24 protein-coding genes are annotated in these 22,112 nt (G+C 52.7%); 12 read left to right on the forward strand and 12 right to left on the reverse strand.

Features of this window, described 5'->3' with window-relative positions; genetic code table 11:
- Positions 1 to 80: 80 nt before the first annotated feature.
- Positions 81 to 1,364 carry a cytosine deaminase gene (locus JWF83_RS04950; RefSeq protein WP_413649092.1) on the forward strand — a complete coding sequence of 428 codons (1,284 nt, stop codon included), beginning with the start codon at positions 81 to 83 and terminating at the stop codon, positions 1,362 to 1,364.
- Positions 1,365 to 1,415: 51 nt separating this feature from the next.
- Here JWF83_RS04950 and tsgA read toward each other — a convergent pair whose 3' ends face one another.
- On the reverse strand, positions 1,416 to 2,597 hold the full coding sequence (gene tsgA / locus JWF83_RS04955; RefSeq protein WP_413649093.1) for an MFS transporter TsgA: 1,182 nt from the start codon (positions 2,595 to 2,597) through the stop codon (positions 1,416 to 1,418).
- 274 nt (positions 2,598 to 2,871) lie between these two features.
- Between tsgA and ppiA the strand changes: the two genes are divergently transcribed.
- The 5 genes from ppiA (at position 2,872) to argD (ending at position 6,242) form a co-directional block, all read left to right on the forward strand.
- On the forward strand, positions 2,872 to 3,444 hold the full coding sequence (gene ppiA / locus JWF83_RS04960) for a peptidylprolyl isomerase A (protein ID WP_413649094.1): 573 nt from the start codon (positions 2,872 to 2,874) through the stop codon (positions 3,442 to 3,444).
- 110 nt (positions 3,445 to 3,554) lie between these two features.
- Positions 3,555 to 3,725, forward strand: a complete 171-nt coding sequence (locus JWF83_RS04965; protein ID WP_413649095.1) for a YhfG family protein — start codon at positions 3,555 to 3,557, stop codon at positions 3,723 to 3,725.
- Positions 3,715 to 4,308 carry a putative adenosine monophosphate-protein transferase Fic gene (locus JWF83_RS04970; protein WP_413649096.1) on the forward strand — a complete coding sequence of 198 codons (594 nt, stop codon included), beginning with the start codon at positions 3,715 to 3,717 and terminating at the stop codon, positions 4,306 to 4,308. Before JWF83_RS04965 ends, JWF83_RS04970 begins: the two co-directional genes overlap by 11 nt.
- A 49-nt stretch (positions 4,309 to 4,357) precedes the next feature.
- Positions 4,358 to 4,933, forward strand: a complete 576-nt coding sequence (locus tag JWF83_RS04975; RefSeq protein ID WP_413649097.1) for an aminodeoxychorismate synthase component II — start codon at positions 4,358 to 4,360, stop codon at positions 4,931 to 4,933.
- A gap of 88 nt (positions 4,934 to 5,021) precedes the next feature.
- On the forward strand, positions 5,022 to 6,242 hold the full coding sequence (argD, locus tag JWF83_RS04980) for a bifunctional acetylornithine/succinyldiaminopimelate transaminase (protein WP_413649098.1): 1,221 nt from the start codon (positions 5,022 to 5,024) through the stop codon (positions 6,240 to 6,242).
- Positions 6,243 to 6,286: 44 nt separating this feature from the next.
- On the opposite strand, the gene JWF83_RS04985 is transcribed toward argD, so the two are convergent.
- Both JWF83_RS04985 and crp read right to left on the reverse strand, forming a co-directional pair.
- Positions 6,287 to 8,365: a YccS/YhfK family putative transporter gene (locus JWF83_RS04985; protein WP_413649099.1), complete on the reverse strand. Its 2,079-nt coding sequence runs from the start codon at positions 8,363 to 8,365 to the stop codon at positions 6,287 to 6,289.
- Between the two features lie 65 nt (positions 8,366 to 8,430).
- Positions 8,431 to 9,063, reverse strand: coding sequence for a cAMP-activated global transcriptional regulator CRP (gene crp / locus JWF83_RS04990; RefSeq protein ID WP_017803012.1), 633 nt, complete (start codon positions 9,061 to 9,063; stop codon positions 8,431 to 8,433).
- 310 nt (positions 9,064 to 9,373) lie between these two features.
- Here crp and JWF83_RS04995 point away from each other — a divergent pair, with 310 nt between their 5' ends.
- On the forward strand, positions 9,374 to 9,778 hold the full coding sequence (locus JWF83_RS04995) for an OsmC family protein (RefSeq protein WP_413649100.1): 405 nt from the start codon (positions 9,374 to 9,376) through the stop codon (positions 9,776 to 9,778).
- A 72-nt stretch (positions 9,779 to 9,850) separates the two neighbouring features.
- Here the strand turns inward: JWF83_RS04995 and JWF83_RS05000 are convergent, their stop codons facing one another.
- The 8 genes from JWF83_RS05000 to JWF83_RS05035 form a co-directional block, all read right to left on the reverse strand.
- Positions 9,851 to 10,315 (reverse strand): DUF943 family protein, encoded by a 465-nt coding sequence (locus JWF83_RS05000; protein ID WP_413649101.1) that lies wholly within the window; start codon positions 10,313 to 10,315, stop codon positions 9,851 to 9,853.
- Positions 10,302 to 11,087 carry a DUF3289 family protein gene (locus JWF83_RS05005; RefSeq protein WP_413649102.1) on the reverse strand — a complete coding sequence of 262 codons (786 nt, stop codon included), beginning with the start codon at positions 11,085 to 11,087 and terminating at the stop codon, positions 10,302 to 10,304. Before JWF83_RS05005 ends, JWF83_RS05000 begins: the two co-directional genes overlap by 14 nt.
- Positions 11,088 to 11,162: 75 nt before the next feature.
- Complete coding sequence (locus tag JWF83_RS05010) at positions 11,163 to 11,639, reverse strand: Hcp family type VI secretion system effector (protein ID WP_413649103.1); 477 nt, start codon at positions 11,637 to 11,639, stop codon at positions 11,163 to 11,165.
- Positions 11,640 to 11,670: 31 nt separating this feature from the next.
- A complete protein-coding gene (locus JWF83_RS05015) occupies positions 11,671 to 12,123 on the reverse strand; it encodes a DUF943 family protein (protein WP_413649104.1) in 453 nt (150 codons plus the stop codon).
- Entirely contained in the window at positions 12,110 to 12,880 is a 771-nt protein-coding gene (locus JWF83_RS05020; RefSeq protein WP_413649105.1) for a DUF3289 family protein, read from the reverse strand. The genes JWF83_RS05015 and JWF83_RS05020 overlap by 14 nt, the downstream gene beginning before the upstream one ends.
- 192 nt (positions 12,881 to 13,072) lie before the next feature.
- Positions 13,073 to 13,942, reverse strand: coding sequence for a phosphoribulokinase (locus JWF83_RS05025; protein WP_413649106.1), 870 nt, complete (start codon positions 13,940 to 13,942; stop codon positions 13,073 to 13,075).
- Positions 13,943 to 14,276: 334 nt separating this feature from the next.
- Positions 14,277 to 14,498 carry a YheU family protein gene (locus JWF83_RS05030; RefSeq protein WP_413649107.1) on the reverse strand — a complete coding sequence of 74 codons (222 nt, stop codon included), beginning with the start codon at positions 14,496 to 14,498 and terminating at the stop codon, positions 14,277 to 14,279.
- Positions 14,499 to 14,501: 3 nt separating this feature from the next.
- A complete protein-coding gene (locus JWF83_RS05035) occupies positions 14,502 to 15,518 on the reverse strand; it encodes a hydrolase (RefSeq protein WP_413649108.1) in 1,017 nt (338 codons plus the stop codon).
- A gap of 59 nt (positions 15,519 to 15,577) precedes the next feature.
- On the opposite strand from JWF83_RS05035, the gene JWF83_RS05040 reads away from it, so the two are divergent.
- The 5 genes from JWF83_RS05040 (at position 15,578) to tauD (ending at position 19,870) form a co-directional block, all read left to right on the forward strand.
- Complete coding sequence (locus JWF83_RS05040) at positions 15,578 to 16,180, forward strand: LysE family translocator (protein ID WP_413649109.1); 603 nt, start codon at positions 15,578 to 15,580, stop codon at positions 16,178 to 16,180.
- Between the two features lie 272 nt (positions 16,181 to 16,452).
- A complete protein-coding gene (gene tauA, locus JWF83_RS05045) occupies positions 16,453 to 17,433 on the forward strand; it encodes a taurine ABC transporter substrate-binding protein (RefSeq protein WP_413649110.1) in 981 nt (326 codons plus the stop codon).
- A gap of 9 nt (positions 17,434 to 17,442) precedes the next feature.
- Complete coding sequence (tauB, locus tag JWF83_RS05050) at positions 17,443 to 18,210, forward strand: taurine ABC transporter ATP-binding subunit (protein ID WP_413649111.1); 768 nt, start codon at positions 17,443 to 17,445, stop codon at positions 18,208 to 18,210.
- The gene (tauC, locus tag JWF83_RS05055; protein WP_413649112.1) at positions 18,207 to 19,034 is read left to right on the forward strand and encodes a taurine ABC transporter permease TauC; all 828 of its coding nucleotides are present in this window, start codon (positions 18,207 to 18,209) and stop codon (positions 19,032 to 19,034) included. Before tauB ends, tauC begins: the two co-directional genes overlap by 4 nt.
- A complete protein-coding gene (gene tauD, locus JWF83_RS05060; RefSeq protein WP_413649113.1) occupies positions 19,031 to 19,870 on the forward strand; it encodes a taurine dioxygenase in 840 nt (279 codons plus the stop codon). The genes tauC and tauD overlap by 4 nt, the downstream gene beginning before the upstream one ends.
- A gap of 135 nt (positions 19,871 to 20,005) precedes the next feature.
- Here the strand turns inward: tauD and JWF83_RS05065 are convergent, their stop codons facing one another.
- The gene (locus JWF83_RS05065; protein ID WP_413649114.1) at positions 20,006 to 21,910 is read right to left on the reverse strand and encodes an ABC transporter ATP-binding protein; all 1,905 of its coding nucleotides are present in this window, start codon (positions 21,908 to 21,910) and stop codon (positions 20,006 to 20,008) included.
- Positions 21,911 to 22,112 lie beyond the last annotated feature (202 nt).

Genomic DNA, 22,112 nt, shown 5'->3' on the forward strand with positions numbered 1-22,112 from the left:
TTATTTCTGCGACGGTCTGCGGCAATTTATGCCAGGATAAAAATCTGTCCGCTTATTTCTATTTCCTCAGGAGATTTTACATGCGCTCTGGTCAGCTGAAAGGGATTAATAATCTGCGTTTGCCGGGGCATGACGGCCTGTGGCACATTGCCATCAACGACGGCAAAATCACGCATATTACGCCGCAGCCGCATAACACTGATGCAGGCGCCGATGTGCTGGATGCGGCAGGCGGGCTGGCGTATCCGCCGTTTGTCGAACCGCATATTCATCTGGATACCACCCAGACCGCGGGTGAACCGGCATGGAACCTGTCCGGCACGTTATTTGAAGGTATTGAGCGCTGGGCCGAGCGCAAGGCTACGCTGAGCCATGAAGACGTTAAACAGCGGGCGAAGCAGACCCTTAAATGGCAGATCGCCAATGGTATTCAGTATGTGCGTACCCATGTTGATGTTTCCGATCCGACGCTGACCGCGCTGAAAGCGATGCTGGAGGTGAAAGCCGAAATGGCGCCGTGGGTCGAGCTGCAGATTGTGGCGTTTCCCCAGGAGGGTATTCTCTCTTACCCGAATGGCGAAGCGCTGCTGGAAGAGGCTTTGCGCCTGGGCGCTGATGTGGTTGGCGCGATCCCGCACTTTGAATTTACCCGCGAATATGGCGTTGAGTCGCTGCATAAAACCTTTGCGCTGGCAAATAAGTACCAGCGGCTGGTGGATGTGCATTGCGATGAGATCGACGATGAGCAGTCGCGCTTTGTTGAAACCGTCGCCGCGCTGGCGCTGCGTGATCAGATGGGCGCGCGGGTGACCGCCAGTCATACCACCGCCATGCACTCCTATAATGGCGCCTATACTTCGCGCTTATTTCGCCTGCTAAAACTTTCCGGCATCAATTTTGTTGCCAATCCGCTGGTCAATATCCACCTGCAGGGACGCTTTGACAGCTATCCGAAGCGCCGCGGCATTACGCGGGTGAAAGAGATGCTGGAGGCGGATATTAATGTCTGTTTCGGCCATGATGATGTCTTTGATCCCTGGTACCCTCTCGGCACGGCCAATATGTTGCAGGTGCTGCATATGGGGTTGCATGTTTGTCAGCTAATGGGATACGGCCAGATTGATGCCGGTATTAACCTGATCACCCATCACAGTGCAAAAACCCTGCAGCTGGACGATTACGGTATTCAGATCGGCAACAGCGCCAGTCTGGTGATTCTGGCTGCGGACAGCGGCTTCGATGCGGTGCGGCGGCAGGTTGCCACGCGCTATTCGGTACGTCACGGGCGGGTGATCGCCGCCACCAAACCCGCGCAGAGTGAGATCTTTCTGCATGAGCCGGAAGCGGTAAATTTCAGGCGCTGAATCTCAGCGGGGCGGCATAAAGGTCCCTGAATGCCGCCCGCTTATTACCGCTTAATGCGTGACATGTCCATGGCTGCGGTGCTTAGTCACAAAGCCCAGCAGCAGACACATGACAAACACCACCGCATACAGACCATTTGCGGTGGCCAGCGCGGCATGGGCGCCGCCCTGGGCGACAATCGGACCGGTGACCACAAAGGTCAGCATGGTGCCGACGGTACCGCAGGTGAGGATAAAGTTGACCAGTTTCGGTGAGGAAACCCGGGTCTGCAGGGAGCCAAGAGTGATGATGGTGGTGTAAATCGCGCTGGAGCTAAAGCCCAGAATCATAATGATCCACTTCAGCATTGAGGCATCGTTACTGCTGACAAACCAGTACATCAGCAGCGTGGCCAGGCCAGCCAGCACCATCAGAATACGTTGCAGATCAAAGAAACGTAGCACCACGCTAAATACCCACATGCCTACCATATAGGCGGTCCAGAAGTTGCCTACCAGCTGACCAGCACTGACGATATCCATACCCATCGTTTTGGTGGCGTATTCCGGTACCCAGGAGATAAAGCCCAGCTGACCGAGAATGTAGCAGAGGGCGGCAATTGACAGGAACAGCACGCCAACACCCCATTTCTCTTTCGCCACTGGCTTATTGATCTGCGCCTGTTTGCCCAGCGCCGGGAACTCAGTGTTCAGCGTCAGCAGGAAAATCGCTACATAAATCAGACCAATACAGGCGTATACCCAGTACCATGGCAGATGACGAGCCAACAGCACCCCGGCAATAATCGGGAAGATCGTCCCCGCCATGCTGAAGAAGGAGTCGGTAAACAGCAGGCGCGAGCCACGCTGACGCCCTTCATACAGATGGGTGATCAGGAAGGTGCCGATCGACATCGTGATACCGCTGACCACGCCCAGCACAAACATACAGAGCGAGAAGATGCTCAGGCTGTGGCTGGTCATCAGGCCGGCAACCGCGAGGATCATCAGCACAAAACCAAAAATCAGCTGACGTTTAAGCGGAATAATTTCCATCAGCCAGGCGTTCAGGAAGATAGCGACCAGAATACCGGCATTGAGAAAAGTAAAGGTATTGCTCATTTGCGATACCGGCATTTGAAAATACTCTGCGATATTGCCCATCACCATCCCGGTGACAATCACCAGTGCACCGGTTAGTGCATAGGAGAAAAAGCTGATCCAGGTAAGCACGATTCGATTGCGATTTGTCATTTTGGAAACCTGTGAGTCAATGGATCCTGTAGCCCGTTAGCCCAGGGAGACGGCTGAATTGTAAAGTTATATGTGACCGGTTTAAACATATATTGAAATATATGAAATCTATTGCAGTTGAAATGTGATTAATATCACTATTCATTGCTGTTACAACGCGTCTGATTGACTCTGTGGGCTAAGTAAATATAGGTAAAACGCTGGCTCTTACATAACAGCCTCTTTACAATCAATCTCGATTTTTAAGCTTGTGGCCCCCAGTAAGGAATCTTTCATGTTGAAACGTACTCTGACAGCGGTTGCGACCGTTTTCGCGCTGTCCACTATTTCGGCCTCGGCGTTTGCCGCTAAAGGCGATACACACGTGCTGTTAACCACGTCGGCTGGCAATATTGAACTCGAACTTGATAACCAAAAAGCCCCGGTGTCGGTGAAGAACTTTGTTGATTACGTCAATAATGGTTTCTATAACAACACCACGTTCCACCGTGTGATCCCTGGCTTTATGGTGCAGGGGGGCGGCTTTACGGCTGATTTACAGCAGAAACCCGTGAATGCCCCGATTAAAAACGAAGCCGATAACGGTTTACGTAACGTACGTGGCTCAATTGCCATGGCGCGCACCGCCGAGAAAGATAGCGCGACCAGTCAGTTTTTTATTAATGTCGCGGATAATGCCTTCCTCGATCATGGTCAGCGTGATTTCGGTTATGCGGTATTCGGTAAAGTGATTAAAGGCATGGATGTTGCCGATAAGATTTCCCAGGTTAAAACCGATAACGTTGGCCCTTATCAAAATGTGCCAAGTAAACCGGTGGTGATCCTTTCCGCTAAAATTCTGCCTTAATGCCTCTGCCGCCGCCGCCCGGCGGCGGTTTGCCTGCCGTCTCCCTGCAACCTGAATTATTTTGCATATACTAAGGGAAGAAGCGTGCGGCGACGGACGACGGAGGCGCTATGAAGCAGAAACTGACCGACAAACAGAAAGCGGCGCTGTGGTCGCAGTATCACAATGCCAATTTTCAGGCCAGCAGCCGTCTTGAAGGCGATGAAATAGAGCAGGTCAATCTCGCCCCACAAGAGGTGGCGGAACGCCTCAGGGCGCTGAGGAGGCATTATGAGCGCTAATGCCATGTCCGAACACGACCCCTATTTCTGGCAGGATATTAAGGTACTGAAGAACCGTTTGCAGATCCGCGAAGCCCATCGTCTGCATCAGGCTGAGCTGGAGTTTACCGCGCTGCGTGCGGCGACCATTGGCCCTGGCGTGCCCAACCCGGGTTTTCCGCATCTGCGCGCGCTGCACCATACGCTATTTCAGGACCTCTATGACTGGGCCGGTGAGTTACGCCGTATTGATATCTGGCTGGACGATACGCCATTCTGCCATTTTGAGTATATCGAAAAAGAGGGCAATGCCCTGATGGCGGCACTGGAAGCGGAAAATGGCCTTGCCGGCTTACCCGCGGATCAATTTGTGGCCCGCCTGGCGCACTACTATTGTGAGATCAATATGTTGCACCCATTTCGCCACGGTAACGGGCGTGCGCAGCGACTGTTCTTTGAACAACTGGCGCTGCATGCGGGCTATCTGATTAACTGGCAACCGGTGGATCGTGAGAGCTGGCTAAAGGCTAACCGTGATGGGGTGAGTGGCGATCTGCGCGGATTAATCGATATCTTCGGCAGGGTGGTAAGCACCCCGGCGTAAGATGCTAGAATGGCGGCGTCGCAATTTCGCCATCCGGCCCGGAACCAGAATGCTGCTGCTTATCGATAACTACGATTCCTTTACCTGGAATCTCTACCAATATTTCTGTGAACTGGGCAGTGAGGTCTGTGTCCGCCGCAATAACGAGATTACCCTGAGCGAAATTACCGCACTGCAGCCGGACTATCTGGTGATCTCGCCCGGTCCCTGTACTCCGGATGAGTCGGGTATCTCGTTGGCGGCTATCAGCCATTTTGCCGGACGACTGCCGATTCTCGGTGTCTGTCTCGGACATCAGGCCATCGCCCAGGCATTTGGCGCCCGGGTGGTACGTGCACGGCAGGTGATGCACGGTAAAACCTCGGCCATCGAACATAATGACGCTGGTGTTTTTGCTGGTTTAAATCATCCGCTGACGGTGACCCGCTACCACTCGCTGATTGTCGAGCGGCACTCGCTGCCGGACTGTTTTGACATTACTGCCTGGAGCCTGCGTGACCAGCAGCCGGACGAGATTATGGGGTTTCGTCATAAGACGTTGCCGCTGGAAGGGGTGCAGTTTCACCCGGAAAGTATTCTCAGTGAGCAAGGGCATCAGCTACTGGCTAATTTCCTTAAACAGTAAGTTTATATTTGCCTTTGCGTGATTTTTTATGCATATTTTGTGATTATTATTTCACGTATCCATAACGTAGAATCAGACGAGGTAGTGAATGTCAGCGGAAAAAATGGCGGTAACACGCGCAACATTTGATAAGGTTATTTTGCCTATTTATGCACCAGCGCAGTTTGTGCCGGTGAAAGGTAAAGGCAGCCGCGTGTGGGATCAGCAGGGTAAAGAGTATATCGACTTTTCCGGTGGGATCGCGGTAACCGCTTTGGGTCACTGCCATCCGGCGCTGGTTGAAACGCTGAAAACCCAGGGCGAAACCCTGTGGCACACCAGTAACGTCTTTACTAACGAGCCGGCACTGCGCCTTGCCAGCAAGCTGATTGCCGCTACTTTTGCTGAGCGTGTATTCTTCGCTAACTCTGGTGCGGAAGCTAACGAAGCCGCATTTAAACTGGCGCGTTATTATGCTTCCTCCCGTCACAGCCCGTACAAAAGCAAGATTATCGCTTTCCATAATGCTTTCCATGGCCGTACGCTGTTCACCGTTTCTGTCGGTGGTCAGCCAAAATATTCCGACGGATTTGGCCCGAAACCGGCTGATATCGTGCATGTGCCTTTTAACGATCTGGCGGCGGTAAAAGCGGTGATCGACGATCATACCTGCGCCATTGTGGTGGAGCCGATTCAGGGGGAAGGCGGCGTGATGCCGGCTACCGCTGAATTTATTCAGGGGCTGCGCGCACTCTGTGATGAGTATAAAGCGCTGCTGGTATTTGATGAAGTGCAGAGCGGTATGGGACGCAGCGGCAAGCTGTTCGCTTATGAGCACTACGGGGTGGCGCCGGATATTCTCACTACCGCGAAAGCGCTGGGTGGCGGCTTCCCGATCAGCGCCATGCTGACTACCGACGAGATTGCTTCAACCATGGCGCCTGGCGTTCATGGCACCACCTATGGCGGCAACCCGTTAGCCTGTGCGATTGCCGAAACCGCACTGGATATTATCAATACCGAGGAAGTACTGACTGGCGTCGAAAGCCGTCGTCAGCAGTTTGTTGCCGCACTGAAAGCAATTGATGCGAAGCTGGATGTATTCAGCGATATCCGTGGTAAAGGTTTGCTGATTGGTGCTGAGCTGAAACCGCAGCACGCCGGGAAGGCTCGCGATATCCTGAATGCGGCGGCGGCCGAAGGGGTGATGATCCTGAATGCCGGGACTAACGTGATTCGTCTGGCGCCGTCACTGGTTATCGAACCGACCGATATCACTGAAGGTATGGCGCGTTTTGCCCTGGCAGTTGAAAAGGTGCTGGGTAAATAACTTCCCAGCGGCATTAACCGGGTGGCATAACTGTCACCCTGATATTATGACGGTTTGCGCAATTTCCTCACCAGCCACTGTCCGTGCTGTGGTCGCTGGCTCCACGCCAGCGATGAGATGGTATGCATTACGCTCAGATGGCCGAGAATGCGCTTTACGTGGCGCTCCATAATGGTCTCCGGCCCCTGCTGCAGTCCCTCCTGCTCTTCCAGAATATTGCTATCCGACCCCGGACCGTCATACTCCAGTCGCTGCTGACAGCGTTGCAGTGCAATCTCGCAGGATTGCAGCCAGCGTTCAGCCAGCGTTGGCGTCAGCATGGTATGTTCACGCGCCAGAATAGTCATGGCGTTAATATGCTCGACGATAAACTGACTGTGCGTTACCCACAGCTTCATATCCGCCAGGTAACGGTCATTAAACCCGGGTTCCTGCATTGCCTGATTGAGCGAGTTAAACAGCGCATTATGGGCCTGATTTACCCGGATACGCTGATAAGCCAGTTTATCCGCGCTGTGTTGACTGCCAAGCAGCATTTGTAATGCATCCTGATAGGCGCCCAGCGCGTCGTGGGCGTTGCGCCGCATTAAGCCGCTCTGCCACTGCGGCCACAGCCAGACCATACCGCCAAAGGCGATCAGGCAACCCATCACCGTATCCATTAAGCGTGGTAGCAGGAACTGCGAGCCATTCAGCGTCAGCAGCTGTAATGAATAGACGGCAGTCACGGTAAAACCGACGGTGGCCCAGCCGTAAAATTTGCGGATAAACAGATAGCTCACTAGGGTAATCACCAGCATCGCCAGTAACACCCAACCTTCCGCCACGCTGAAACGCAAGGTTGCCGCGGCGATGACCAGTCCCGCCAGCGTGCCTAAGGCACGGTGTTGAATACGCACGCGCGTTGCACTGTAGCCATTCTGGCTGACAAACATAATTGTCATCAGGATCCAGTACGGTTTAGGAATATTAAAAAATAGCGCCATCGAGCTGCCAAACATCAGCATGACCGCGAAGCGTCCGGCAGTGCGCAGCGCCGATGATTTGAATGACAGATAGCTTTTCAGCGCCGGGATCAGCGGCAGGCGGCGTTGTCGATCGGCCATCAGGTCGCGTTGATAGAGTGGGCGCTGAGTACGCAGCACCCGTGCAATACGGCTGAAATGGTAATAGCAAAAGTTACCTACCGGGTTATCGCTGTGCTGGCGCGCGATTTTCTCCAGCGCCTGCAATTGCTTCTCCATACTGAAGCGGTCGGGCAGTTTATGGTAAAGGATGTCATCGGCCAGCTGGCGCAAGCGTGCGGCGATCACCTGCGCATTCCAGCGGATGACGGCTTCGGCATGACTCTGCTCCACCAGTTTCTGCACCTCTTCGGGTTGATGCAGACTGACCGAGATATGTTCCTGCAGATCCAGCGCCACCTGAAAGGCGCGCGTCAGGCGTTTATGGTGGTTATCACGGTTGGCCGCCAGCATATGCATCTGCTGATAGCAGGTAGTGATCAGGTCGACAGCTTTCTGCTGACGCGCCAGCAACGGTGGCAGCGCTTTTTCCGGGTCGGTCAGTTTGGTCAGCAGGCTATACTTGGCATCGCAGTAGTCTGCCAGCTCGCGATACAGCAAACTCAGTGACTCGCGCAGCGGCTGCTCTTTCCACAGCCAGAACCAGAACCAGTTAAATACCCCATACCAGATGGTGCCCAGCACATAGAGTAATGGCGGCTGCCACATCGGCATATGACCGGCAAGGCTCAGGGTAAAAATCCCGGCAATCAGTGAGGCTGGCAGCAGGCGGGCATGTAGCGGGCTAATTTCACCGGTGACGCCAAGCAGCATCGCCATAGCAAACAGGATCGCCGGCAACGGGATGCTGTGTTGCGACATCCATTGAATCAGAAAGCTGCTGAGGGCAAACAGGCTGCCACCGATAATCAGACGCTTGAAAAAGCGTTTATGGGGGGTATCAAGACCAGCAATATTGCAGCAGGCAGGCACTAACGAAAACAGTAAACCCTGTTGTAAACCGCCAAGCAGCAGACCAACCGCCACAGGTAAGCACAGCACCAGCGTTTGCCGCAGCGCGTAGTTTACTTCCGGGTGATAGATAATTCTCCGCCACATCAGATGATCACAACATAAAAAAACGGCGCGATCGCGACTGCATCACGCCGTGGTTTCAGGCTGGCTTAACGAGTGCCATACACGACAATAGTTTTGCCGTGTGCGGAAATCAGGTTCTGATCTTCCAGCATTTTCAGAATACGACCGACGGTTTCACGTGAACAGCCAACGATCTGGCCGATTTCCTGACGGGTGATTTTAATCTGCATCCCATCCGGGTGAGTCATCGCATCCGGCTGTTTCGCCAGATTAAGCAGGGTTTGTGCGATGCGGCCAGTGACATCAAGGAAAGCTAAATTGCCGACTTTCTCTGAGGTTACCTGCAGACGGCGAGCCATCTGAGAGGAGAGACGCATCAAAATATCCGGGTTAACCTGAATCAGCTGACGGAATTTTTTATAAGAAATTTCAGCCACTTCACAGGCAGTTTTTGCCCGCACCCAGGCACTACGTTCCTGACCCTCTTCAAACAGGCCAAGTTCGCCGATGAAGTCTCCCTGGTTAAGATAGGAGAGGATCATCTCTTTGCCTTCTTCATCCTTGATCAGCACAGCTACAGCGCCTTTTACGATGTAGTAGAGCGTTTCAGCCTTTTCACCTTGGTGAATCAGCGTACTTTTGGATGGATATTTGTGAATATGGCAATGTGACAGGAACCATTCGAGAGTAGGGTCTGTTTGCGGTTTGCCGAGAACCATTCGCTTTTATCCTCTGTTGTAATCGTGCCCTAAAAACAGGGGGATTCGTTCCCTGCAGGCGTTGAAATATTCAAGCGTTTTCCCATCAGGAAAGTTGTCCGGGCTTCTGTTCAGAGCTTAGCTCATAATGTCGTCCCGCTTCCGTCGTGCTTATCGATGCCGACGAAAATATTACAGCTTTGTTTGTAGCACAGCTTGCAGCAAGTGTCTCCTGTTGTCTCGCTTCAGCATGATGTGAATCGCTCGCCGTTGCCGTTTTTCCGCTTACAGCGTACTCTGAAGTTAACTGAATGAATTAGGGGATAATGTTATGCAGGCGCGAGTTAAGTGGGTAGAAGGGCTAACATTTTTAGGAGAATCCGCATCCGGTCACCAGGTGCTGATGGACGGCAATTCCGGTGATAAAGCGCCAAGTCCGATGGAAATGGTATTGATGGCGGCGGGGGGCTGCAGCGCAATTGATGTGGTTTCCATTCTGCAGAAAGGGCGTAACGATGTGACGGACTGCGAAGTGAAACTGACTTCTGCCCGTCGTGAAGAGGCGCCGCGCATTTTTACCCATATCAACCTGCATTTTGTGGTCAGCGGGAAAGCATTATCCGACAAAGCAGTCGCGCGCGCCGTTGATCTGTCCGCGGAGAAGTACTGCTCGGTGGCGATTATGCTGGGCAAAGGCGTCGAGATTACTCACAGCTACGAGGTTATCGCGCTGTAAGCTGTTCTCCAGGCCCTGCGAAGTGAACAGGACCTTCTTCAGGTCCTGTTGCGTTCAGATGCTGTCCGCAGGCTAGCGAAGCTTTCGGATAGCGCCACTTTTATTGTCTTTGATATATTTATTATCCCAGTTATTCAGGAGATAAATAGTTTCATCTGTATATTTTGAAAACCAAATGGTCATTGGTTGATTATCCTTAGCTATACAGTTGTCCTTACTTTGCATATCGTCAAAACACAACAAGTCACTATCCTGGGCTGTCCCTGAATCAGACCTATACTTCCCAATCCAAAAGTTTATGGCATAGCCATTTTCATCAACAGGGATATGGAATAGCTGTTTAAAATGTGGCTTATTATTTTCCCACCATTGAATTTTTCTTCGATCGGTGAATGGAAGATTTTTAACAATAATGTAGTAGCTCCTGATGTCACTTTTGTAATGTACGTCAATGATTTTAGTCGGTAGTATCAGCCACCAAGTGAGCATACCTGTTGAGATACTCACTGTCATAATCAGCCATTTAAATTTTGTCAAAACGGCTGCCCTCAATAGTTTTTATTGTATTCATCTCACTGATAAACGGGCGAAAGCCATAACCCTCCCAGCGTTGCAGAACAAACCAGATGCGGAAAATACGGAACTGACGGTATAATCGGTGAATAATATCACTGTCATCAAGACCGAAGTGATCCTGTATGCGGTATTGCAATTTTGCATGGTAGCGATCACCATTAATTCCCAGTGACTCAAGAGTGATGTGTGTTGCCCAGGTGTCATGCACACTAATAGTTAGCCCATTAATATTATCTATCCAGCGGTTAAATTTTGGTAAATATGATGCATTTATAGCTACGCCGAATTGATTGAAATTGTCTCGGGGATAATATTTTTTATCCCAATGTGAATGTGAAATGATAGTTTCTCTGATTTTATTTAATGAGTTGTTTATTGAGAGGTGTTCGGCAAGCGCTTTGTTCAATAAATAATCGGTAAATTTTTCACCATTACAAAATTGCATATGATTAATCATTTTGCGGATAATCGGTTGATACTCACCGATAAAAGAGAATGTATCGGATAACTGGCGAAATTCCTCAAATAGAACGCGCGCACTATGATCGCGATCTTTATAAGTAAAAGGATTAATGCGGGTCGAAATATCCCTTAATCCGAAGTGCTGTTGCAGACAGTGCTGCGACAGATCGCCATAGCGCATATCGGCTGCATAATAGTCATCCATCTTTTTTTGCGTGGCAAACAGACGGGTGGGAAGCCGCAGGGATTGCGCTTGTTGCTGGTTATTCATAAATAACATCCTGTTTTTATGATTCGTCCATAGTTGGCATAAGCAGGGCCTCGGCGCGACCCTGCAGTTAACGACTCAGGTTTCACGATGCTGTTTAAGATCCCAGCCCGAGGCGGTTTCCGCACCTTTTCCGCCTCCGGCCTGGGTCTCCCAGTATTGCTGTCTGACTTTTGCTGCCTGAAATTTGTAATTTATGGCAATTTTACCGATTTGGCTGGCGCCCTGATAACTGGCGGCGGTAATAAGTACTTCTTCCAGCGTGATGCGCAGATATTCAGCTTGTCCATCCGAAGCGTGACAGGCGGCGAGCTCCACTTTATTTATCGGCTTGCCGTTCGACAGATAGCGCATAATCGCCGGTGTGGCTTTATCCACCAGCGTATGCACCTGCATATCCTCGTATTCCACCCGCCCGCTGCTGCCACCCTGGTGGCTGGTGGTTGGCTGCAAGGCTCCCCAGTAAAATGAACTGACATTAATCCAGCCTTTATGATTAGCATCCTGCGACTCACCCTGAATACCATCGATTTTCAGATATATTTCGCTGCTCATCCATGCTCCTTATCTTTTCTCTGCGTTACGGTTAATTCACCTGCCGTATCTGGCCTGTCTGCGTATTTTTATAGTATTTTGTTTTGCCGTTATTAAGAAAAAACACCATATGATGCACATCATGGCGATACCATACGGTTAATGGATTATTCTCTTTGTCAATACAGTTGGCGCTGGTTGGCATATCCTCAAAACAGAGCAGGTCACCCCCCGAATCCGTTTGGTAATCAGCAACCCAAAAGTTAATGGCATAATCTCTTTCATCCAGTGGAACATGATATTTTTCTTTTAATGTTACCTTGTTATTCTGCCACCATTGCATCATCCCTTTATCAGTGAGAGGAGGGCGTCTGATAATGGCATTAAAATTCGATCTTCTTTCATTGGCATGGATGGAGATAATTTCTGTTGGCTGTAGTAAGCGCCAGATAACCACAATGCTAATAATTATTAATATTGCAGATAACCCTTTATATTTTATCAAAACGGCTACCCTCCAGCATTTTGCTGGCGCTCATTTCACTGATAAACGGGCGAAAACCATAACCTTCCCAGCGTTGCAGAACAAACCAGATGCGGAAAATACGGAACTGACGGTATAACAGATGGGTAATGTCATTGTCATCAAGACCAAAATGATCCTGGATGCGGTAATAAACCGTTGCTTTATAGTCATTAGCGTTAATTTTCAGTGATTCCAGAGTAATATGTGTGGCACTGGTATCATGTACGCTGATGGTAAGGCCGTTAATACGATCCATCCAGTTATTAAATTTTGGTAAAGCTGAGTCGCTAATCCTGAGTGTTAAATCCTCAAATCCTGTTCGGGGAAAATATCCCTGCTGCCAGTCAGTATTACTGGTGAAAGCCTCTCTTATCTTTCCTAAAGAACTCTCCATCGAACTATGCCCGGCCAGTGCCTGATCCAGTAACGGGTCGGTAAACTTTTCCCCATAACAATATTGCATATGATTAATCATTTTACGGATAATCAGTTGATACTCACCGATAAAAGAGAATGTATCGGATAACTGGCGAAATTCATCAAATAGAACGCGCGCACTATGATCGCGATCTTTATAAGTAAAAGGATTAATGCGGGTCGAAATATCCCTTAATCCGAAGTGCTGTTGCAGACAGTGCTGCGACAGATCGCCATAGCGCATATCGGCTGCATAATAGCCATCCATCTTTTTTTGCGTGGCAAACAGACGGGTGGGAAGCCGAACTGGGTTATCCATAAATAACATCCTGTTATAAATTGATTCCGTTGTTGATAGATAGTAAAGGTTGCTTTTGGTGGCTGGAAGAGGATATTGCAAAAAATACCTGTGACTTCACAAAATAATAAAGCCATCGTCTGAAAATATTAGGGGTTTATTTAATTTAAAATAATTAAGTGAACCCCGCTAATCAGGAGTTCACCGGCTGCGTTATTCGATCTTTTTCCCTTCCATCAGGCGTTTTACCAGCGGCGCCATAATCAGTTCCATCGCCAGCCCCATTTTGCCGCCCGGTACCACCAGAGTATTAATATGCGAGATAAACGAGCCCTGCAACATCGCCAGCAGATAAGGGAAGTCGATATCTTCCAGCCCGCGGAAGTGAATCACCACAAAGCTTTCATCCAGCGACGGAATATCACGTGCGGCAAACGGGTTGGAGGTATCCACCGTCGGCACGCGCTGGAAGTTTATATGGGTGCGTGAGAACTGCGGGGTAATGTAGTTGATATAGTCTTCCATTGAGCGCACGACCGAGTCCATCACCGCTTCGCGTGAATGGCCGCGTTCACTGGTATCGCGCACCAGCTTCTGAATCCACTCAAGGTTGACAATCGGTACCACGCCCACCAGCAGATCAACCTGCCCGGCGACATTATTCTGCTGAGTGACCACACCGCCGTGCAGCCCTTCATAAAACAGGATATCAGTCGGTTCCGGCAGCGGCTGCCATGGCGTAAAGGTGCCCGGCACCTGATTCCAGGGTACCGCTTCATCATAGGTATGCAGGTATTTACGTGATTTCCCGCTGCCGTTACGCCCATACTCGGTAAAAGTCTGTTCCAGCAGGCCGAAATCATTGGCTTCCGGACCGAAATAGCTGATATGACGCCCTAAATCACGCGCTTTACGAATCGCCATATCCATTTCTGGCCGGGTAAAACGGTGAAAGCTATCGCCTTCAAGCTCAGCGGCGTGCAGGTTTAACTGCTGGAAAATTTTACGAAAGGCGAGGCTGGTCGTGGTGGTGCCCGCACCACTCGAACCCGTAACGGCAATAATCGGATGCCTGGCTGACATAATAAGCTCCCTGGGAAGATTGCGGGCGATGTGCATTGTTAGCACGATTTGTACCGTAAAGTCATCTGTACCGCTTGCCGGTGCCAAAAAAGCAACGCTCTGCCACAATTTTGTTGCTTCAATCTCAGCGCATAATTGGCGAGACTGAAAAAAATCATTCAGGAGGTTAGCAATGAATATGCCATCGTCACCGCTGGTGAACAGCACGACCCCCATTTGCCGGCACGGGTGGGTGCGGCCGCTGGGGACGGTATTGGTAAGCTGATATTCCGGAACTCACACAGCGGACAGCCGCAGTTAACCGGGATGGTCTGTCGTCAGCCTTTTAACGACGCTATTCATCGCGTAACCTTCCGCGCGGCATGATATTCACCGTCTCATGTAGCTCGGACCATACCAGCACCGCTTCACCGCTTTTCAGCTGGCGGCGCACATCTTCCACTTTGCCTGCCAGCGAGCGCTCCTGTTCGCCGTAATCGGTGCCTTCGCGTAATACAAAGGATTCAATCAGATTGTCCAGCGCCTCAGGCGTCAGGTCTTGCCAGGGAATAATCACAGCTTAGTTATCCAGATAGTGAGAGAGCCAGTGCGGAATACGCTGTTCCAGCCACATTGTTGGTTTGCGCAGGGTGCCTGCGACAAAGCCGACATGGCCGCCATTTTCCGTCAGTTGATACTCAATATTAGCAGGTAGCGTGGTGAGATCGGGGATCACTTCGCCGGTCATAAACGGGTCGTCTTTGGCATGAATAATCAGCAGCGGTTTGCGCACGCCGGTTAGTCGTGGCAATGCGCTACAGCGTTGATAATAGTCGCTGGCGTCGAGAAAACCGTGGGCGCGGGCGGTAATCACGTCATCGAAATCCCGTAGTTTTTTTAACGCCCGCAGCTGTGCCAGATCCACCGGTAATGTACCGGGCCAGCGCAGTAATTTACGTTCGGCATTCTGTTTCAGTAGATTAAGTAAATAGCGCTGATACAGCCGGGAGAGCCCCTGCTCCAGCCTGGCGCTGCAGGGTTCCAGCATCAGCGGCGCCGAGACCACCACGCCGGCATCCAGCAGGCACGCATCGCCCTGTTGCGCCATCAGGCAGGCCAGCATATTACCGCCGAGCGATACTCCGACGGCGGCGGTCGGCACTTTGCCCCAGTTATCGCGCAGCCACTGCAGAAAGTAGCTGGCGTCGCTGGTTTCGCCAGAATGGTAAATGCGCGGCATGCGGTTAGGTTCTCCGCTACAGCCGCGAAAATGCATCACTACCCCGAGCCAGCCGCGCGCTTTCCATGCCTGCAACAAACCGTGGGCATAGGGGCTGTGAAAACTGCCTTCGAGGCCGTGGAATAATACGACGCGTGGTTTATCACGCGCTGCGGCCGGATCTTCACTCCAGGCTAAATCGACAAAATCGCCATCGGGCAATTCCAGCCGTTGCCAGTGGGGTTGCAGGGTAATCCGTCGCCGAATCAGGCGCGGTAGCAGCGTCTGCAGATGCGGATTGGCCATGCCGGATAGCGGGACAAACGCATCATCACCGTGGTGATCAATATTTATCTTCAGGGGGCTTGTACGATCCATATCACACTGTTAGCTTCGATGCGTTTGCAATTGTTTGGGGGGTGAGGAGCACCCGTTTCATGGAACTGAGTCTTTTTTTGTCAATGTTGGGATTTTTATGGGTCGCCGCGATTACCCCAGGCCCTAATAATATGTTACTCACCGCTTCCGGCGCCAATTTCGGTTTTCTGCGCTCCCTGCCTCTGATGATTGGCATTATGATCGGTATGCAGGTGATGCTGTTGCTGGTGGCGTTTGGCGTCGGCGGCTTGTTGCTGCTCTATCCTGCGCTGCATCTTATCCTGAAAATCGCCGGTAGCCTCTACCTGTTATGGCTGGCGTGGAAAATTGGTTCGGCGAGTTACGAAAAGCTGGAAACCGGGGATGTGCCGCTGGCGCCGATGCCATTCTGGCAGGGGGGCTTACTGCAGTTGATCAATCCGAAAGCCTGGCTGATGGCACTGGGCGCAGTGGCCAGCTTTAGTCTCGCCGGTGATGCCTATCGCAGTTCGGTAATGGCCATCAGTATTGGCATTGTGACGGTGAATATTATTTCCGGGGCGATCTGGCTGGGTTTCGGCACGCTGATTGGCCGCATCTTACGCAGCCGTCGCGCCTGGGCGATATTTAATATCTCGATGGGGATGCTCACTGCCGCCTGCGTGCTATTGATCTGGCACTGAGTCAGGCGTACCAGGTTCCTCCGGCACTCCGCCACGTCCTTTATCAGCCACCGTTTCGCGGTGGTTTTTTTATCCCCGCGGCAGTCCGATCACGCCGGCGCTTTGGCGAGTTTTTTCACCATTGTTGTTTTTCACTTTTCGCATGTAGAAAGCCGAATTATTTCTTAGGTGATTTTGTGATTAAAAATAATTTTTAATTACTTTTAGCCTTTGGCTCTGTCGGTTAAAACTGGCTGTCAGTGAGCAGTTAACCACAATCAGCGGAGTGAAACATGGCGGGAAAATGGCGTTTATCTTTAGTTGCGGCAGCATTGTCTCTGGCAGCGCTGAATGCGCAGGCCGTCGATGTCACAGTCGCTTATCAGACCTCGGCTGAACCGGCCAAAGTCGCGCAGGCCGACAATACCTTTGCCAAAGAGAGTGGGGCAAAGGTTGACTGGCGTAAATTCGACAGCGGTTCCGGCGTGGTGCGTGCGCTGGCCTCCGGCGATGTGCAGATTGGCAATATCGGCTCCAGCCCGCTGGCGGTTGCCGCCAGTCAGCAGGTGCCGATTGAGGTGTTCCTGCTGGCCTCTCAGCTGGGTAATTCCGAAGCGCTGGTGGTGAAAAAAACCATTACCAAACCGCAGGATCTGATCGGCAAGCGCATTGCGGTGCCCTTTATCTCCACCACCCACTACAGCCTGCTGGCGGCCCTGAAGCACTGGGGGATCAAACCGGATCAGCTGCAGATCATCAACCTGCAACCGCCAGCGATTGCCGCCGCCTGGCAGCGTGGCGACATCGACGGCGCCTATGTCTGGGCGCCAGCGGTGAATGAACTGGAGAAACAGGGCCATGTGCTGACCGACTCGGCGCAGGTGGGACAGTGGGGCGCGCCGACGCTGGATGTCTGGGTGGTGCGCAAAGACTTTGCCCAACAACACCCGGAAGTGGTGGCCGCTTTTGCCCGTAGTGCGCTGGCGGCGCAGAAGGCCTATCTGGATAACCCGGAACAGTGGCTGCAGCAGCAGGATAACCTCAGCAAGTTGTCGCGCCTGAGCGGGGTACCTAATGAGCAAGTGCCGGATTTAGTGAAAGGCAATACCTATCTGACCGCTGCCCAGCAGGTTACCCAGCTGGCGCAACCGGTCGATAAAGCGATTCTCGACACCGCGCAGTTTCTGAAACAGCAGGGTAAGGTGCCGCAGGTCGCCAGTGATTATCGTGATTACGTCACCGATCGTTTTGTTAAACCTCTGGCTGAACAGTAAGGCGCGCTCGTGCTATCCGTCTCTCATTTGCATGCCCGCTACGACGGCCTGCTGGCGCTACAGGATATCAATCTGTCGATTGATTCCGGCGAGCTGCTGGTGGTGCTGGGGCCATCAGGCTGTGGCAAAACCACGTTGCTGAATCTGATCGCCGGTTTTTTACCGGCAGAGTCCGGCAGCATCATACTGGATGGCAAAGCCATCAGCGGTCCCGGCGCTGAACGGGGCGTGGTATTCCAGCACGAAGGATTACTGCCATGGCGCAACGTGCTGGATAACGTGGCTTTTGCTCTGCAACTGGCGGGTACAGGTAAAGTCGAGCGACGCGCCATTGCGCAACGGATGCTAAAGAAAGTCGGGCTGGAGGGGGCGGAAAAGCGCTTTATCTGGCAGCTTTCCGGCGGTATGCGGCAACGGGTCGGCATTGCCCGCGCGCTGGCTGCCGATCCGCAGTTGCTATTGCTCGATGAACCTTTTGGCGCCCTTGATGCTTTTACCCGCGAACAGATGCAGGAGTTACTGCTGACGCTGTGGCGCGATAGCGGCAAACAGGTACTGCTGATCACTCATGATATTGAAGAGGCGGTGTTTCTGGCCAGCGAACTGGTGCTGTTGTCGCCAGGGCCGGGGCGCATTATCGAACGGCTGTCGCTGGATTTTGGTCGTCGCTACGCTGCTGGCGAATCCTGCCGGGCGATTAAATCCGACCCGCGTTTTATCGAGCGGCGGGAATATGTGTTGAGCCGGGTGTTCCGGCAGCGCGAGGTGTTTATATGAGCGCATTGATTAATGATCAGCCTGCGGCACGCGCGTCGCGCTGGCGCTGGCCTTTGTCGCGTCAGCTGACCCTCAGTATCGCCACCTTACTGGTGCTGTTAGCCATCTGGTGGGGCGTTACCGCCCTGAAGCTGATTAGCCCGCTGTTCCTGCCGGCGCCGCAGCAGGTGCTGCATCAATTATTGGTGGTGGCCAGCGCGCAGGGCTTTATGGATGCCACGCTGTGGCAGCATCTTGGCGCCAGTCTGACGCGTATTCTGATTGCACTGTTTGCCGCTGCGCTGTTCGGTATTCCGATTGGGATTGCCATGGGGCTCAATGCCACGGTGCGCGGCATTCTCGACCCGCTAATTGAACTCTATCGTCCGGTGCCGCCGCTGGCCTATCTGCCGCTGATGGTGATCTGGTTTGGGATTGGCGAAACCTCGAAAATTTTACTGATTTATCTGGCGATCTTTGCTCCGGTAGCGCTGTCGGCGCTGGCCGGGGTCAAAAGCGCTCAACAGGTGCGACTGCGCGCGGCGCGTTCGCTGGGGGCCAGCCGCTGGCAGGTGTTGTGGTATGTGGTATTGCCGGGGGCGCTGCCGGAAATTCTTACCGGGTTACGTATCGGGCTGGGCGTCGGCTGGTCGACGCTGGTGGCGGCGGAACTGATTGCGGCCACGCGCGGGCTGGGTTTTATGGTGCAATCCGCCGGCGAATTTCTCGCCACTGATGTGGTGCTGGCAGGTATCGCGGTGATTGCCGTGATCGCCTTTACTTTAGAATTGGGTCTGCGTGCGCTACAGCGCCGCCTGACGCCCTGGCATGGAGTTACGCAATGAACGAACGTCTGACTATCACCGCACTGGGCCCTTATATCGGGGCGCTGGTCAGTAATCTGCATCTGAGCCGTCCGCTGGGTGACGGTCAGTTCGAGCAGCTTTATCATGCACTGATCCGTCACCAGGTGCTGTTTTTCCGCGATCAGCCGTTAACACCGCAACAACAGCGGGCGCTGGCGATGCGTTTTGGCGACCTGCATATTCATCCGGTCTATCCTCAGGCAGCAGGTGTGGAGGAGATTATCGTACTGGATACCCATAACGATAATCCGCCAGATAACGATAACTGGCATACTGACGTCACTTTTATCGCCACGCCGCCAGCCGGCGCGATTCTGGCGGCGAAACAGCTGCCAGAAACCGGCGGGGATACTCTCTGGGCCAGCGGTATTGCGGCGTATGAGGCCCTTTCCGCTCCGCTGAAGACGCTGCTGACGGGTTTGCAGGCGGAACATGACTTCACCAAAGCGTTCCCGGAGTATAAATATCAGGGTAGCGAAGAGGAGCATGCGCGCTGGAAAAAAGCGGTGGCCAGCAACCCGCCGGTACTGCATCCGCTGGTGCGTACCCATCCGGTAAGTGGCAGAAAGGCCCTGTTTGTCAATGAGGGGTTCACCACCCGTATCGTTGATTTAACCCGGAAAGAGAGCAATGCGTTGCTAAATTTTCTGTTCGCGCATATTACCAAACCGGAGTTTCAGGTGCGCTGGCGCTGGCAAAAGGATGATGTGGCGATTTGGGATAATCGGGTGACACAGCATTACGCCAACGCGGATTATTTGCCGCAAAGGCGGGTTATGCATCGGGCGACGATTGTCGGCGATAAACCTTATTAAAATGTCCGTACCGGGCTGCGACTGCGTAGCTGCGGCATTTCGTACCGAAGGGCGAGTGAAAATCATCAGTATGGGAGCCAGTGATGGCTCCCATACTGCATAAGACGGTGGGCGGAATAAATCGCGCCCCTACGACTATGATGCCAGCATATTTTCCAGCTGTTGCTGGGCATCCAGCCACGCCATTTCACACTCTTCCAGCGCTGATTTGCTCTCTGCCTGACTTTGCAGCGCGGCGGTTAAATCCGCTTTGCGGCTTTGTTCGTAAATGGCGGCGTCAGCCAGTTGCTGTTCGGCGGCAGCCAGCCGGGCGTTCAGCTTCTCCATCTGCTTTTCCAGTTGAGTAATCTGCTTGCGCAGCGGCTGCGTTTGGCTACGCAATTCCGCTTCGCGCCGCTTCTGATCTTTACGCGCCTGGGCGCTATTGGTGTTATCCAGTTTCGGCGCCGCATCCTGCTGCGCCTGCTGTTTTTGCAGGTCGCTCAGCCACTGCTGATAATCTTCCAGGTCGCCTTCGAAGGTTTCCACCTTACCGTCATGCACCAGATACAGATCGTCAGTCGTCGAACGCAGTAAATGACGATCGTGCGAGACGACTACCAGCGCGCCTTCGAAGTCGATCAGCGCTTCGGTCAGCGCCTGACGCATATCGAGATCGAGATGGTTGGTTGGTTCATCAAGCAGCAGCAGGTTAGGGCGCTGCCAGACAATCAGCGCCAGTACCAGCCGCGCTTTTTCGCCGCCGGAGAAGCGTTCGGTGATTTCCGTCACCTGATCGCCCTGAAAGCCAAAGCCACCGAGATAGTCACGCAGCTGTTGTTCCAGCACTTTCGGCGCCAGACGCGCCAGATGCTGTAACGGAGATTCATCTGCGCGTAAGAATTCCAGTTGATGCTGAGCGAAGTAACCAAGCTTAATACCTTTAGCCAGCCCGATATCACCCTGCAGTGGCGCCAGTTCACCGGCCAGCATTTTGATTAGCGTCGATTTACCCGCGCCGTTGCGCCCCAGTAAACCGATGCGCGAACCGGGCACCAGATTGAGCTTGATGGAGTTCAGGATGACCCGTTCGCCATAACCGGCGCTCACCTTTTCCATCTTTAACAGCGGATTAGGCAGGCTCTCCGGGGCGCGGAAGCTGAAAGTAAAGGGGTTATCGACGTGGGCCGGGGCGATTAGCTCCATGCGTTCGAGCATCTTGATACGGCTCTGCGCCTGTTTGGCTTTAGTGGCCTGGGCGCGGAAACGGTCGATATAGCTCTGCAAGTGCGCCACTTTTTCTTGCTGATGCTCAAACAGTGACTGCTGTTGCGCCAGCTTGGTGGCGCGCTGACGTTCAAACGAACTGTAGTTGCCGGTGTATTCAAACAGAGTTTGCTGTTCGATATGCAGAATTTTATCCACCACCGGGTCGAGGAAATCACGGTCGTGCGAAATCAGAATCAGTGTGCCGGGATAGCTTTTCAGCCAGCGCTCCAGCCAGATCACCGCGTCGAGATCGAGGTGGTTGGTTGGTTCATCGAGCAGCAGCAGGTCGGAACGACACAGTAGGGCTTGCGCCAGGTTCAGACGCATCCGCCAGCCACCGGAAAAGTCGCTGACCGGGCGCTGTAGCTGCTCCTGACTGAAGCCTAAACCATGCAGCAGGCTGGAAGCGCGCGACTGAATAGTCCAGGCCTGAATCGCATCAAGTTTGCCATGCAGGGTAGCGATAGCATGGCCATCATTGATGTCGTTAGCCTGTTGTAATTCAGATTCCAGCTGACGATATTCACGATCGCCATCGATAACATACTCAATTGCCGGCACGTTCAGTGCCGGTGTTTCCTGGTTTACCCAGGCCAGCGCCCAGTTAGTTGGAAAGCTGGCGTTACCTGCATCGGCGCTAATCTCGTTCTTCAGCAGCGACAGCAGGGTAGATTTTCCGCAGCCGTTTTTACCCACCAGCCCGACTTTTTGGCCCGGATTGATGGTGGCAGTAGCATTGTCCAGCAGCACGCGGATGCCGCGGCGAATTTGTAACGAGGAGAATACAATCATAAGCGCCGTATCGTCAGAATATGTTAAATTATTGCATCTAAACCCTAAATGCCGCGGGTTGCAGATAACTATGAGAGCGGCTGAAGCCAGCGTACCTGCAGCCCGAAGTATCACGGGTATAATCATAATTTCGGAATGACCAATTCCGTTGCGACGTGCATGGTAGCGGAAAACGCGCACCATGACGACGACTGGAGGGGAA

It is taken from the genome of Pantoea sp. B65, from assembly GCF_047308185.1.
In the GTDB taxonomy this organism is placed as follows: domain Bacteria; phylum Pseudomonadota; class Gammaproteobacteria; order Enterobacterales; family Enterobacteriaceae; genus Erwinia.